At 38.9% G+C, this 14,053-nt stretch carries 13 protein-coding genes; 10 read left to right on the forward strand and 3 right to left on the reverse strand.

Annotated elements, in window-relative coordinates; translation table 11 throughout:
* Positions 1 to 76: 76 nt before the first annotated feature.
* A complete protein-coding gene (locus tag OS139_RS09185) occupies positions 77 to 973 on the forward strand; it encodes a LysM peptidoglycan-binding domain-containing protein (protein WP_325066882.1) in 897 nt (298 codons plus the stop codon).
* Between the two features lie 54 nt (positions 974 to 1,027).
* Here the strand turns inward: OS139_RS09185 and OS139_RS09190 are convergent, their stop codons facing one another.
* On the reverse strand, positions 1,028 to 2,398 hold the full coding sequence (locus tag OS139_RS09190) for an amino acid permease (protein WP_002318348.1): 1,371 nt from the start codon (positions 2,396 to 2,398) through the stop codon (positions 1,028 to 1,030).
* Positions 2,399 to 2,635: 237 nt separating this feature from the next.
* On the opposite strand from OS139_RS09190, the gene OS139_RS09195 reads away from it, so the two are divergent.
* From OS139_RS09195 to OS139_RS09225, 7 genes are all read left to right on the forward strand, one after another.
* The gene (locus OS139_RS09195; protein WP_002331669.1) at positions 2,636 to 3,382 is read left to right on the forward strand and encodes a metal ABC transporter ATP-binding protein; all 747 of its coding nucleotides are present in this window, start codon (positions 2,636 to 2,638) and stop codon (positions 3,380 to 3,382) included.
* The gene (locus OS139_RS09200) at positions 3,379 to 4,218 is read left to right on the forward strand and encodes a metal ABC transporter permease (protein WP_002286845.1); all 840 of its coding nucleotides are present in this window, start codon (positions 3,379 to 3,381) and stop codon (positions 4,216 to 4,218) included. The genes OS139_RS09195 and OS139_RS09200 overlap by 4 nt, the downstream gene beginning before the upstream one ends.
* Positions 4,219 to 5,169 carry a metal ABC transporter substrate-binding protein gene (locus OS139_RS09205; protein ID WP_002297904.1) on the forward strand — a complete coding sequence of 317 codons (951 nt, stop codon included), beginning with the start codon at positions 4,219 to 4,221 and terminating at the stop codon, positions 5,167 to 5,169.
* A gap of 139 nt (positions 5,170 to 5,308) precedes the next feature.
* The gene (locus tag OS139_RS09210) at positions 5,309 to 6,061 is read left to right on the forward strand and encodes a hypothetical protein (RefSeq protein WP_002331668.1); all 753 of its coding nucleotides are present in this window, start codon (positions 5,309 to 5,311) and stop codon (positions 6,059 to 6,061) included.
* Between the two features lie 18 nt (positions 6,062 to 6,079).
* Entirely contained in the window at positions 6,080 to 7,231 is a 1,152-nt protein-coding gene (gene queG / locus OS139_RS09215; protein WP_002331667.1) for a tRNA epoxyqueuosine(34) reductase QueG, read from the forward strand.
* A 383-nt stretch (positions 7,232 to 7,614) separates the two neighbouring features.
* Positions 7,615 to 8,223 (forward strand): LysM peptidoglycan-binding domain-containing protein, encoded by a 609-nt coding sequence (locus OS139_RS09220; protein WP_002286836.1) that lies wholly within the window; start codon positions 7,615 to 7,617, stop codon positions 8,221 to 8,223.
* Positions 8,224 to 8,390: 167 nt separating this feature from the next.
* Positions 8,391 to 10,028 (forward strand): phosphoenolpyruvate carboxykinase (ATP), encoded by a 1,638-nt coding sequence (locus tag OS139_RS09225; protein WP_002331666.1) that lies wholly within the window; start codon positions 8,391 to 8,393, stop codon positions 10,026 to 10,028.
* A gap of 71 nt (positions 10,029 to 10,099) precedes the next feature.
* Here the strand turns inward: OS139_RS09225 and OS139_RS09230 are convergent, their stop codons facing one another.
* Both OS139_RS09230 and OS139_RS09235 read right to left on the reverse strand, forming a co-directional pair.
* A complete protein-coding gene (locus OS139_RS09230) occupies positions 10,100 to 11,212 on the reverse strand; it encodes an NAD(P)/FAD-dependent oxidoreductase (RefSeq protein WP_002286834.1) in 1,113 nt (370 codons plus the stop codon).
* A 74-nt stretch (positions 11,213 to 11,286) separates the two neighbouring features.
* Positions 11,287 to 12,660: an MFS transporter gene (locus OS139_RS09235; RefSeq protein ID WP_002293681.1), complete on the reverse strand. Its 1,374-nt coding sequence runs from the start codon at positions 12,658 to 12,660 to the stop codon at positions 11,287 to 11,289.
* 220 nt (positions 12,661 to 12,880) lie between these two features.
* Between OS139_RS09235 and OS139_RS09240 the strand changes: the two genes are divergently transcribed.
* Positions 12,881 to 13,498: a GyrI-like domain-containing protein gene (locus tag OS139_RS09240; RefSeq protein WP_002331665.1), complete on the forward strand. Its 618-nt coding sequence runs from the start codon at positions 12,881 to 12,883 to the stop codon at positions 13,496 to 13,498.
* Positions 13,499 to 13,595: 97 nt separating this feature from the next.
* Positions 13,596 to 14,051 (forward strand): arginine repressor, encoded by a 456-nt coding sequence (gene argR, locus OS139_RS09245; RefSeq protein WP_002286829.1) that lies wholly within the window; start codon positions 13,596 to 13,598, stop codon positions 14,049 to 14,051.
* The last annotated feature ends 2 nt before the right edge of the window (positions 14,052 to 14,053 follow it).

Genomic DNA, 14,053 nt, shown 5'->3' on the forward strand with positions numbered 1-14,053 from the left:
AGCGGCAATTATTTGCTACAATAAGAATATGAAGCGTTTGATAACGCTATTATACATAAAATTGGTGGTGAAAAAAATGTATGATGAAAATGAGTGGGGAGAAAGTGTTCGGATGACCCGAAGAAGACAGCAAAAACAGGCAGCTCGTAAGCGGATGATCATGATTGGGGCAGCAGTTGCCGTGTTTTTGATCATAGCAGGAGGAGTTGCGGGTCTATATTTTCATGGAAAAAATTCGTCAGAAGCGAAAAGTACGACCATAACGGAAACCACGACAAAGAAAACAGAGACGAAACAAACAAGTGAGTCATCAACTAAAACAAAAGAGACACAAACTTCTGAAGAAAAAACAGCAAATGGTTTGCCAGAGCAACTTCAAGCAATCGTAAAAGATTATTCGAAAAAGATCGAAGAAAAGACGCCTGCATTGATTGAAGAATACCAGACAGAAATTCAGGGAAATCAAGAGGGCATAGCTGGTTTATCAGCAGTTGCTAACCAAAAAGCACGTGAGCTTCAAGCAATCTCCGACGAAGGGATCAGAAAATTACGTGCAGCGTATCAGGCAGCAGAAAATAAAGACGGTGTAGACTTAGATACTTTGATCAATCAATTATCGGCTAATTATACGAATCATGTAGCTAAGATTTCCGATATTTATTTGCAGACTAGCGCCTCTCTTCAAGCAGAGTCAACAAGCACACAAGACACAACATCTTCTGATTCTGAGACGGCAGAGTCGGTAGAAGCTTCTGAAATGCAAGCTCGAACAACACAAGACACAACAGATCCCTCTGAAACTAATACCAACAGCGCGACTTCACAGGCTGCGACAACCGTAGTTTTGGAAGGAGAAGGTCCAAATCAAATAGCCGAACGAACTGGCGTACCAGTAGAAACAATCTTGTCGCTGAATGAGATGAGCATGGAGAATTATTTCCTGACTCCCGGTGAGACGCTAAAATTGAATTGATAAAAGCAATAAAAAAGAACGAAGCTTCCACTAAGGTGAAGCTTCGTTCTTTTTTTATTTTCCGGTTCTTTTTTCGCGTACAAAGTAATGGATCGTCATGTAAAGCAAGAAAACGAGTCCAATAATCAATGAGATTCTCGTTTCAGGATTGATAAACATGAAAATCAATACGATAGCTAAAAAAGCAAGTGTCACATAATTCGTATAAGGAGATAGTGGCATTTTAAAAGGATGATCATGCATTTTATCTGCGTGCTTCTTTTTGAAGCGAATCTCGCTGATCAAAATCACTACCCAAGGAACCATACCAGGCAAAATACTTGAGCTGTATACGAAAACGAAAATATTTTCTGACTGGTTGATGAACATTGGTAGAAGATAATTTAAGATCAGACCAATTAAGATTCCACCTGAGATTGCTACGACAGGATAAAAAGGCGCGCCGTGACGAGATAGTTTCAGAAATTTTTTAGACATCTTTCCATTCATGGCAAGTGTATAGACCATACGACTTGCGCTGAAAATCCCTGAATTGCAACCTGATAATGCCGCTGTAATCACGACAAAATTAATCAGTCCTGCAGCAAATGTAATGCCGACTTTAGAAAAAGTTTGTACAAAAGGTGAACCAATCTCACTCAATTGATTCCACGGATAGATACTCACAATGATAAAAATAGCACCAATATAAAAAATCAAGATTCGACCGATAGTGGACTGGACAGCTTCAATGATCGTCTTTTTAGGATTCTCTGCTTCACCAGCAGTCATTCCGATCAGTTCGATTCCTTGATAGGAAGCAACAACGATCGATAATGCAAAGAAAAATCCTTTGACGCCTCCAGTGAAGAATCCACCATTTTTCCAAAGATTTGAAATCCCTACTGCCTGACCATGATTACCAAATCCAAATAAGATTACCCCAAGACCTGCAATGATCATCAAAATGATCGTTATGACTTTGATGATCGAAAACCAAAATTCTAATTCGCCAAACGCCTTGACAGAAATAAGATTTGCCAGCATAAGAAACAAGACGACAATGATCCCGGGAATAATTGCCGGCAAATCAGGCCACCAATAATTCATATAAGATCCTACAGCAATCACTTCACTTATTCCTACGACAATATATTGAAAAATATTACTCCAAGCGGTCAAGTAGCCAGCCACAGGATGGATGTATTCGCTCGCGTAATTTGCAAAAGAACCAGTCGAAGGATCAACGTAAAGCATTTCGCCTAAAGCACGCATAATCAAATACAAAAAGAATCCTGCAATCGCATAGGCTCCCATCACTGAGGGCCCTGTCCAGCGTATGGTTGAGGAGGCACCCATAAACAGACCGACACCGATCGTTCCACCTAGTGCGATCATTTGGATATGACGGGCACTAAGACTTCGAGTTAACTTTTCTTCTTCCATACAAAAACTCCTTTCGTTGTTGAGTCAACAAGAAAAAATAATCAAACGTTTCAACACATGTTTTTCATTATTAGGTTAGCCTTATTGAACTCTTGATGTGATTCTACAGAAAATTTTCATAAAATGCGAGGAAAATTCGAAAAAAACTTTTTCATCATTCTACTTGAAAATGCTTTCCATTTTAGTTAAACTATATTTAAATAAAAAGTTAGGTAAACCTAAAAAGGAGTGTAAAATTTGGAACGTACGGCCATTGTAATTCAAGACCTTTCAGCCGCTTATCAAGGGAAAACTGTTTTGAAAACTATCAACTTGGCGATAAATCCACAAAAAATTACCGGTATTATCGGACCAAACGGTGCAGGAAAATCAACATTTATGAAATCTTTGCTAGAGTTGATACCAGCTACTACTGGTAAAGTCACCTTTTCTGGACAGCCGGTAAACTCAGTCCGTAAAAAAATAGCCTACGTGGAACAGCGAAGTGAATTGGATCTTTCCTTTCCAATTGATGTATTAGGCGTTGTACTTTTAGGAACATATCCATCTTTACGAATTGGACAAAGACCTGGGAAAAAAGAAAAAGAACATGCAAGACAAGCTTTGAAAAAAGTAGGGATGGAAGAATATGCCAAAAGACAGATCAGCGAACTATCGGGTGGACAGCTTCAGAGAGTTTTTATTGCAAGAGCTCTAGCCCAAGGAGCAGAATGGATCTTTTTAGATGAACCATTCGTAGGGATTGATGCGTTAAGTGAACGAAAGATCTTTGACATCTTGCAGGAATTGAAGAATTCAGGAAAAACGATTTTGATCGTCCATCATGATCTTCATAAAGTAGAAGAATATTTCGATGAGGTTATTCTTTTAAATAAACAGCTGATTGCTTCCGGTCCAGTACAAGAAGTCTTTACATCGAAGAACCTTCAATTGGCCTATGGTGAGATCATCAGACATTTAGTAAAAGGAGGAGAGAAAAAATGATCCAATCCTTTATTGATGGATTAATGAATTATCAATTCCTGCAATACGCTTTGGTCACTTCCATGCTTGTAGGACTTGCTTCTGGAGTCATCGGTTCTTTTATTATTTTACGAGGGATGTCTTTGATGGGAGACGCTATCTCTCACGCAGTTCTTCCAGGTGTAGCCATTTCTTATATGTTTGGTTTTAGTTACATCTTTGGAGCCACTGCTTTTGGGATGCTAACAGCAGCAGTGATTGGTTTCGTGACTCAGCGGAGCCGATTGAAAAATGATACAGCGATTGGAATTGTCTTTAGCTCCTTTTTTGCATTAGGGATTATCTTGATTTCATATGCCCAGAGTGCGACAGATTTGTATCATATTTTATTTGGGAATGTCTTAGCTGTTAGGGAAAGCGATTTGTTGCTGACAGCACTCGTTAGTGGAATCGTCTTGATATTTGTCTTTTTCTTTTATAAAGAATTGAAGATCACATCGTTCGACCCGACAATGGCAAAAGCTTATGGGCTGAACACATCGCTGATCCATTATCTTTTGATGTTCTTTTTGACATTAGTGGCTGTAGTCAGTTTACAGACAGTAGGAACAATCTTGGTGATTGCCATGTTGATCACACCAGCCGCCACGGCTTACTTGCTAACGAACCATTTACTGAAAATGATCATTACAGCTGCAGGAATCGGTATGCTAAGTGCAGTTGTTGGTGTGTTTTTCAGTTATAGTTACAATTGGCCATCAGGAGCTACGATCGTGTTAGCATGTACCGCATTTTTTATCCTTGCTTTTTTATTTTCTCCAACAAAAGGAATTTTATTTCAGAAAGGAAGCAGATAGATGAAAACAAAAAAATCACTCTTTTTAATCTTGGCAGTTAGTTTCTTGGTATTAGCCGGTTGCGGAAAGCAGGCTTCTGACCAAGCGGATGAAGGAAGTAAAGAAAAGTTGTCAGTCGTGGCTACCAATTCGATCTTGGCGGACATGGCAAAAGAGGTCGGAACAGATCAAATAGATATCCACAGTATCGTACCAGTCGGAACAGATCCGCATGAATATGAAGTACTACCAGAAGACATCAAAAAGGCAAGCGATGCGGATGTTATTTTATACAACGGTTTGAATCTTGAAACAGGTAACAGCTGGTTCGATAACTTGATGGAAACGGCTAAAAAAGAAGAAGGAAAAGATTATTTTGCAGTTAGCAAAAATGTAGAACCTCTTTATTTAACTAGCGGTGAAGAACATACAAAAGCAGATCCCCATGCTTGGCTAGACCTATCTAACGGAATAAAATATGTGGAGGAAATCGCACGTATATTCTCTGAAAAAGATGCAGAAAATGCGACACTCTATAAAAAAAATGCAGAAGCATATGTGGAAAAACTAAAAGAATTAGATACACAAGCGAAGGAAAGTTTTGCTTCTATCGAAGAGAACAAAAAATTATTAGTAACAAGTGAAGGGGCATTCAAGTATTTTTCACGAGCATATGATTTGCCAGCAGCTTATATATGGGAGATCAATACAGAAAGTCAAGGTACGCCTGATCAAATGAAAGCGATCATTGATCAGATAAGAGCAAAAGAAGTACCGGTTTTATTCGTGGAAACCAGTGTAGACTCAAGAAGCATGGAACGGGTAGCAAAAGAAACGGGTTTGAAAATCTATGATAAACTGTTCACTGATTCCATAGCAAAAGAAGGAGAACAAGGAGATTCTTACTATCAGATGATGAAATGGAATATTGAAACGATCCATGAAGGTTTGTCACAAATAAAAGAAAGCTGAAAAGTGCAAGGTCTAGCTTGAGGAGCAGGCCTTGCATTTTTTATAAGAGATATGAAAAAAATTATGCTGTTTTTCGTCGTACAGATACCTTTTTTGAAGAAATTCCGTTATAGTTAGAGTAAGGAAGGAAGGTGTGGCTATGAATTTTACACGTAAAGATAAATATACGATTAAAGAAGAAGTCTTTCGATTGATCAGCCAGCAGGAAAATACCGACAAGGATCAAGACCTTCAATTTCTTGAAGTAGAATTAGCTAAATTATTCATAGCAAATCAAAATGAGACAACAGAACCAGATGAAGAGCTGTACATAGGCAAATGGTTGTTTGATGAATTTCAGCCTTTAGATGAAAATACCGGTATCGGTTATTTTGTGTTCCTTTCTCCAGTCGGCTTCACACCTGGCGTATTAGTTAAACAAAACGACGAAATAACCGTCAAAGCATGGCCTGCATTATTTTCAGTCATCAAAGCAGAAGGAGTAATCAAAAAGATCCAGTCGGCCTATTATAAAAGTCAATTTATTGCCAACAGCAAATTAATGAATATGTTTTATAATCGTCTAGTAGAAATTGCCAGGCCTGGGAAAATCCCGCAAACATTCACGTACACACAGCAAAAAAATCTCTATGAAGAAGTATTGTATTCCCGCGATCTGTCTGAGTTTTCGCCATGGGAAGAGGTAAGGCTCCATGAACTGTTAAGTACAAAACCAGTTTCATTGAATTTTTTTAATGCATTAGATAACAAAAGAAAATTAATTTCAACAAATTATTGGGAAGTATTTGCTGCAAGAAAAAAATGGATGGAAGAAAAGAAGATTGCCGATCAGCAGATCCAGTTTGTCCAGCTGAAAAAAGAAAAACTATATTATGGGTTATACAGCCGTTAACAGCAAGCGAGGAAGACCATGACATTAAAAGAAGAAATCATACAAGAAAGCAAACGATTAGGAATTGACAAAATCGGGTTCACCACGGCGGAACCTTTTGATTCATTAAAAGAATCGTTGGAAGAACAAAAAGCAGCTGGCCATACTTCTGGCTTTGAACATCCAAATATCGATGAGCGTCTTTATCCTGAAATGACATTTGATCAGCCGAAATCGATCATTTCCATTGCACTTGCGTATCCTACTAGGATCCATGAAGAAGTGCCTAGGGATGAAAAACGCGGACAGTTTGCTCGTGCTTCTTGGGGGATCGATTACCATGATATACTCAGAGACCGTTTGAACCGATTGATCGAATTCATCCAAACAAGAGCAGAAAAATGGCAAAAAGAAGAGGAATGGCGTCTAGCTCCGCAAGTAGATACTGGAGAACTGATCGATGTCGCTGTAGCACAGCGAGCTGGTTTAGGATTTATTGGACGAAACGGATTGTTGATCACTGAAGAGTTCGGTTCATTTGTCTATCTTGGTGAGATCGTTACTAATATTGTATTTGAGCCTGATAAACCAGGAGAATTTGGTTGCGGTGACTGTATGCGCTGCGTGACTGCTTGTCCGACAAAAGCATTGCTTGGTGACGGAAGAATGAATGCCCAGCGATGTTTGTCTTATCAAACTCAGACAAAAGGGATGATGCCGGAAGAATATCGTAAAAAAATGCGAAATGTCATTTATGGATGTGATATCTGCCAGTTAGTCTGCCCTTACAATCAAGGAAAAGATTTTCATTTTCATGAAGAGATGGAACCAAAAGTAGACGAAGTATATCCAAAATTAAAGCCAATGCTTTCGATGTCTAATAAAGACTTCAAACAGCAATTTGGGCATTTAGCTGGTTCATGGCGTGGGAAGAAACCTTTGCAGAGAAACGCATTGATTGCTTTAGCTAATCTAGGTGATCGAACGGCATTGCCTGAGATTTCAGAATGTTTAATAGATGTCCGCCCTGTCATCAGAGGAACAGCAGCTTGGGCTATTGGACGTCTAGGAACAAAAGAACCGGAAAAATGGCTTGATGTATTAGATGAAATATTAGCTAAAGAAACAGAAGAAGTCGTTATAAACGAATTGGAACATGCCCAGAAATTATTGCGGAGAAAGTTAAAATAAAAAAATAGTTAACATTATTCAAAGTTTTTGTCCAGTAATTGTTGTAACAATTACTGGTTTTTTTGTATTTTTTACATTTTTTTAAGAGAATTTGATAAAAATCAAAAATTTTTTTGCTTTTTTTTATGGATTATTGCAGTGAATGTTACAGAATCTGCGTTTTTCATTCAAAAATAAAAAAACATAGAAAAACGATTACTTTGCTTATACAACAAGGCTTTTATGGTTTTGTATCAAAAAAATATTTGTTTAAATGTTACAAATATTAAATAATTCGTCATTTTGTCATTAAATGTCATGATTCTTTTACCTATGAAATATTTCTAAATGATAAAGTTAATAGCGTCGAAAGAATAAAAAACGGAGAAAAAAAGGAGTTTAATATGAATTCATTTAAGAAAATTGTTTTAGGTACAACTTTTGCTGCTGGTGCTACTGCAATGTTTGTAGGAACTACAAATGCTCACGCTGATGAAGTTTATACAGTAAAATCAGGTGATTCATTATCTAAGATCTCACAAAAATTTGCAGGAGACAACTCAATGATCGATGCAATTGCTGAAAAAAATTCGATCGCAAACATCAACCGCATTTATGTTGGTGAACAATTAACAATCCCAACTTCAAATGATTCTTCAGCAACAACAGAAAACAAAACAACAGAAAATACAGCATCTACAACTGAAACAGCAACGCAAGAACATACATACGTTGCACCTGTTGAAACAGTTGAAGTAGCTCCTGCTGCCCCAGCTGCTGCAACAGCGCCAACTTCAAGCTCTGCAAAAGAATGGATCGCACAAAAAGAATCAGGCGGTTCATACACAGCTACTAACGGACGTTACATCGGCCGTTATCAATTAGATGCTTCATACTTAAACGGCGACTATTCAGCTGCCAATCAAGAACGTGTAGCAGAACAATATGTAACATCTCGTTATGGTTCATGGGATGCTGCTAAAACATTCTGGTTAGCAAACGGCTGGTACTAAGCCGATAAAAGGAAAATGATGAAACCGAGAAACTTGTTTATTCAAGTTCTCGGTTTTTTTGTGTGAAAAATAACTCGTTTGCTTCCCACAGCGCAGCAGTACAAATAAAAACTCGAATAATGTATAATAAAGAAAACGTTTTTTTGTTTAGGGAATGAGGAGGAGCCATGAGTACAAAAGAGAGTCTCGAATTAAACGAAATCACAAGTGGAAATCCACTGTTATCCAGTATTCGATCGATTGTAGAAACGACATTTTACGGTAATAATGTTCATGAAGTTTTTGACAGGAAGACAGCTTATCAACTAGCAAAAGGGAGTCCAGGAACGATCATCACAGATTTAACAATCTCACATGCTGAAGAACTAGATTTACCAGCTGATGTCAGGACACTAGTATTCAATGATGGAAGCATTGTGGGAAGAACAGCAAGTGCTCGGCGGATCTTTGAGGACTTAGACAAGGAACAAAGCAAATACGAGAAAATTTTAAGAGAAGCTGTGTATCAAAGTCGCAAGCGCCAGTTTTACCATACAAAAGTAATCGTTGGCCTATCTGAAGAATTTTCTGTGCAAAGTCATTTGCTGATTCCAGAAGGATTTGAGAACAATTTGTATTCTTATTTGCTGAATTTTCAGCCAGCGAATTCGAAGATCTTAAAGACTTATCAAAAGTCTGTTTCCTTTGATGAGGGAGATCTTTATATTTTTTGTGATCCCGAGTGGACACATGAAACATTTCCCAATGGACTCATTTTGTTTGATGCTCTCCATAATACAGCGGCTGTGCTAGGATTACGTTACTTTGGAGAATTAAAAAAAGCGACTTTGACGCTTGCTTGGGCATTGGGAAATCGCAATGGTTTTATTGCCTGCCACGGTGGGATGAAACAATATGCTAGTAATGACCAGACCTATACGATGGCTGTATTTGGGTTGTCCGGTTCTGGAAAATCAACGATTACCTTAGCAAAACATACGGAAGGTCACTCTGTTTCGATCTTGCATGACGATGCTTTCGTTATTTCTCGAAAAAATGGTTTTGCTACTGCCTTGGAACCTTCTTACTTTGATAAAACACAAGACTATCCGTCTGATGATCCGGCCATTTCTTCTTTCCTTACTTGTCAGAATGTGGGCGTGACATGTACAAGTAAAGGAGAAAAAGTCCTAGTAACAGGAGATATACGAAACGGAAATGGGCGGACAGTCAAATCACGTTATGCGACACCCGACCGAGTCGATCATCTTAGCGAAAAGATCGATGCTGTTTTTTGGATCATGAAAGATGATTCGCTTCCGCCAATTATCAAGATCAATGACCCAGTTTTAGCAGCGTCTTTTGGTGCAACATTAGCAACAAAACGATCAGACGCGGAAAATATCACTACAAAAAGACAGCTAGATGAGCTAGTCATTGAACCATTTGCTAATCCTTTCCGTGTCTATCCTCTTAGGGAAGACTATCAAGCTTTTCGAGAGTTGTTTTTGAAACAGCAAACAGCCTGCTATGTCCTGAATACTGGATATTTCGATGATAAAAAAATCAAACCTGAAACGACATTGTCAATCATTGAAAGAATTGTGCAACAAACGGCAGAATTCAAGTCGTTTGGTCCATTTGAAGACATCCACTATTTACCTATACCAGATTTTCCTGTTTCTTTTGAGGATACGTCCTATAAAAATCTGGTGAAACAACGACTTGATATTCGTTTACGATTCATTGAAGCTCAGATAGGAAAAGATCTCTTGCCAGATGAAGCAAAAGAAAGTTTGGAGAATTTGATTCAGAAATTGAACTAAAATAACAGCTTTTTCAAGAAGTAATCCATGCGCAATATCGCTCGGGATCCTTACTTGAAAAAGCTGTTTTTCTATGATGGATTTTTCGTAATATAGGTGGAGATGTCCTTTTGATAATCTTCCGTAGGCCAATGACCAGTATTTAAGAAGTTGGCTAATAGATAGCCGATATAAGGACCTGTGGTCAAGCCAGAAGAGCCTAGACCGCTAGCAGCCAGTAAGCTTGGATCATCTGGCAGTACGCCGAAAAATGGGGAAAAATCTGACGTATAAGCACGGGTACCTACACGGAACTCGTATGGCCAGTTTTTTATCTGATCTGGATCAGTCAAGAACTGTTCTGTACTCTTAGTCAATCCCTTATAAGCTTCGCTAGTAGGAGCCAAATCCCAGCCTTGATCGTTTTCATGGGTAGCACCTAAAAGGATCTTTCCATCCATGAAAGGAATGAAATCAGCTTCTCCGTCAAGCATAGCAACAGGCCAGTCTTGACTCATCTTATAAGATGTCTGAAATGCTAAGAGCTGCCCTTTTTGCGGACGTATATCTGCAGCATAGCCTAATTCTTGTAATAAAGGCTTAAGTGCCGGGCCAGGTGTCAAAATTACACGATCAGCTGTGTATTCTCCAAACGGTCCCTTGATGAGCCAAGAATCGCTCTTCTTATGCAAAGTGACTTTTGCCTGGATCTGCTCCATTTGTTTTTGTGCTAAACGCTGACCAAGATGTTCTAAGTATGCTTTTCCATCCAGACGACCACCACCACTGATACGCAGTGAAACTGCTGGTTTCAATAACGGAAGTGCTTGAGATGTTTGTTCAGGTGAAAGCCATTCGATGTTTCCAATTTCTGGAGCTTCTTCTTTTCGTTTCTCGGCAAGAACAGCCAATTCAGCTAAATCTTTTTCAGGTCGAAGCAAAAGTGTCCCTGATTGTGCGTAAATCGTTTGATCAAGTTGGAAATCTTTTATAAGTTTAGGGAAAAAAGCAGCGCCGTCTTTAGCCAGACGATACCATTGTTTGTTTCTGCGTTTCGACAACCAAGGGGAGATAATCCCAGCGCTAGCTTTCGTTGCCTGTCCTGTCCCTTCATCAAATAAAGCAACATTGAATTTTGATGTATCTAAGTAACTGGCTAGGGTCATACCAATGATCCCGCCACCGATAATGGCAATTTTTTCCATAAAAAAGCCTCCTTTTACAAACAACCATTTTCACACAAAAAAACGGCAGATGCAACACCTGCCGTATATGGAATCTACGCTTTTTTAGCAAAGAACAGATAATAGGCGAATCGAGCAAAGCTTACGAGAAGCAACAGCAACAAGACGCCTAATGCTGCTTTTGATCCTAATGTAGTAGACACTTCATAGTTATGGGAAGTATGATGCTGGACGTAATTGATAATGACCGCTACTAATGAAGTAGCCACAGCGCCAGAAAACTGCTGCAAGGTATTGAACATTGCGTTCCCGTCTCCTTGTAGTTCTTCATTCAGTGCATTCATTCCGGTGGTCATCATATTGCTGTAAGATAATCCGATACCGATCATATAAAACACATGACAAGCAATCAATACACCCACTGAAGCGTGTCCTATGAGTAGGAATAATGCTAGCCAACCAATCAAAGAAAGAATCAGCCCAGCAAAAATTGGCTTCTTCGGACCATATTGATCCAGCATTTTCCCGGAAAAAGGAGAAAGCAAAGCACCAACCGCTGCGCCGGGAAGCATCGCTAATCCAGCGACAAAAGGACTACTTCCTTGAACGATCTGAAGGAAATTCGGCAAGACAAAAGATACACCAAGTAATAAAAACTGATAAACTAAGAAGCCAATCAAAAACAAGCGGAATGTTTTATTTGAAAGAATAGACAGTCGGATCAGCGGATGCTCCACTTTTTTACTTCGATAGTAAAAAAGGAACCAGCCAATACCGCCGATGATTAAAGCAATCCAGCTGGAAACTGTTCCCAACGTACTCAAAAATGTTAGACTTCCACTAAACAAAAGACAAATTCCTAAAACGCTTATCCAATCCAAATAACCACTTTTTTGTACTGCCATCTCGGGAATAGCAAACCAGCCGATAATCAAAGAAAGAATCAAAACGGGCACAAGAAACAGGAAGATATGATTCCATGTAAAATGTGAAGTCATAATGCCTCCATAAGTGGGACCAATTGCTGGAGCAATGGCCGTTGTCAAAGTACCGACACCCATCATCGCGCCTCGTCGATTGAGGGGGGCAAACGTCAAGATAATATGGAACATCAACGGAAGAGCGATACCTGTCGCTGCACCTTGGAGCAATCGACCAAACAATAGGACCATGAAGGTAGGAGAGAAGAAATCGATCATTATACCTGCCAAGAAAAGCAGATTTGAAGCTAAAAAGAGTTTTTTGAGACTAAAATTGCGATTCAAATAAGTAGACAGCGGAACAATGATCGAAATCATCAAAAGATAAATCGTTGTTACCCATTGGACTTGTGCAGTCGTTAAATCAAACTGTCTGATAAGAGTTGGGAAAGTTACATTCATGGCCGTCTCGATCAATACGCCCGCAAAAGACATCATCCCTGTTGCAATTACTGCAGGTACTAAAAGCAGCTGTTTTTGTTTTGTCATTTACATCACCTCTAAAAAATTTCGTAAAAAAAGAGAGTGATTTCTATTATAAAAATAGAAACCGCCTCTCTCTCGACACGCCGAAACGTGTTATCTGTACGATTTATTTACTTAACTTATTCTAGCACAAACTGAAAAATAGTGTCAACACGATTAGCCAAGTCACTCAAAAAGAGGTATGATAATAAATAACTAAATGGAATTTCGCGGAGGAAGAAAAATGGAAAAAATTGAATGGCGTAAAGACAAGAGCTATAGTATGAAAAAAAGCCCGCAAATACTAGAGGTTCCTAAAAAACCATTCTTTAGCATCAGAGGGATCGGCGACCCGAATCAGGAAGACTTTAAACGAAGAGTAGCCTGTCTATATGCAGTCAGCTATGCAATACGCATGTCGCCTAAAAAAAATTGGCTGATTCCTGATTATCAGATGTATAGTGTCTGTCCACTGGAAGGACAATGGGGACTGCAAGAAAAGTATTTGCATGAACCAGTGATGAAAAAAGAACATTTTTCTTATCAATTGATGATCCGACAGCCTGACTTTGTTACAGAAGCGATAGCACAAGAAGCCATTCAGCGTTCTAGCAAACTTCCGGAAGACTTGAAAGAACAAGTAGTATTCAAAAAGATGGAAGAAGGTCTTTGTGCCCAAATCTTACACGTCGGGCCCTATGACGAAGAACCAGCAACGTTTGAGAAATTAGAAGCATTCATCGCAAAAGAAGGCTATGAAAGAGCTTCTAAAGAACACAAAGAGATTTACATCAGCGATCCAAGAAAATCAGCACCTGAAAAAATGAAGACGATTTTGCGTGTTAAAATAGAAAAAGGTTAGCAACCTGAATGAAAACAAAAAATAAAAGTAAAAAATACCAAAATATGAAGAAATATTACTTATCTTTTGCTATAATCAACATTGAGAGGTGTCTAATATGAAAAAGAAACAGCGACAAGCACTGATCCGCCAGATCATTACAGAACAACCTATTGGGACACAGGAAGAGCTGCTTGCGCGGCTGCATGAAGCAGGCGCCGATGTGACTCAAGCAACGATTTCTCGAGACATTCGAGAAATGAAGTTAGTAAAAAGTCAAAATGAAAACAAAATAGTACGCTATACATTATTTAACCAGCCATCTGTTTCTTTAAATGAAGAACGTTTGCGTACAGCAATTAGACGCGAGGTTTTGCGTATCCAGTCTGTTCAGTTCATGGTCATCGTATTGACTGAACGAAATGGTGCCGATGTGGTAACGAATTGGCTAGATGAAGTGGCTTACCCTGAAGTTGTCGGAACGATGGCCGGTGTAGATACATTCATTATTATTTGTCGCTCAGAAGAAGAAGCACAGCGATTTGCAGAAAAGCTGGAAAAAATGAGGGAATAAAT

This window comes from Enterococcus sp. E4-223 (assembly GCF_035727065.1).
In the GTDB taxonomy this organism is placed as follows: Bacteria; Bacillota; Bacilli; order Lactobacillales; family Enterococcaceae; genus Enterococcus_B; species Enterococcus_B faecium.

Excerpts from the sequence above, each read along its gene's own strand:
- OS139_RS09185 (WP_325066882.1), top strand. The coding sequence starts at position 77 with ATGTATGATGAAAATGAGTGGGGAGAAAGTGTTCGGATGACCCGAAGA.
- OS139_RS09190 (WP_002318348.1), bottom strand. The coding sequence starts at position 2,398 with ATGGAAGAAGAAAAGTTAACTCGAAGTCTTAGTGCCCGTCATATCCAA.
- OS139_RS09200 (WP_002286845.1), top strand. The coding sequence starts at position 3,379 with ATGATCCAATCCTTTATTGATGGATTAATGAATTATCAATTCCTGCAA.
- OS139_RS09205 (WP_002297904.1), top strand. The coding sequence starts at position 4,219 with ATGAAAACAAAAAAATCACTCTTTTTAATCTTGGCAGTTAGTTTCTTG.
- OS139_RS09210 (WP_002331668.1), top strand. The coding sequence starts at position 5,309 with ATGAATTTTACACGTAAAGATAAATATACGATTAAAGAAGAAGTCTTT.
- queG (WP_002331667.1), top strand. The coding sequence starts at position 6,080 with ATGACATTAAAAGAAGAAATCATACAAGAAAGCAAACGATTAGGAATT.
- OS139_RS09220 (WP_002286836.1), top strand. The coding sequence starts at position 7,615 with ATGAATTCATTTAAGAAAATTGTTTTAGGTACAACTTTTGCTGCTGGT.
- OS139_RS09225 (WP_002331666.1), top strand. The coding sequence starts at position 8,391 with ATGAGTACAAAAGAGAGTCTCGAATTAAACGAAATCACAAGTGGAAAT.
- OS139_RS09230 (WP_002286834.1), bottom strand. The coding sequence starts at position 11,212 with ATGGAAAAAATTGCCATTATCGGTGGCGGGATCATTGGTATGACCCTA.
- OS139_RS09235 (WP_002293681.1), bottom strand. The coding sequence starts at position 12,660 with ATGACAAAACAAAAACAGCTGCTTTTAGTACCTGCAGTAATTGCAACA.
- OS139_RS09240 (WP_002331665.1), top strand. The coding sequence starts at position 12,881 with ATGGAAAAAATTGAATGGCGTAAAGACAAGAGCTATAGTATGAAAAAA.
- argR (WP_002286829.1), top strand. The coding sequence starts at position 13,596 with ATGAAAAAGAAACAGCGACAAGCACTGATCCGCCAGATCATTACAGAA.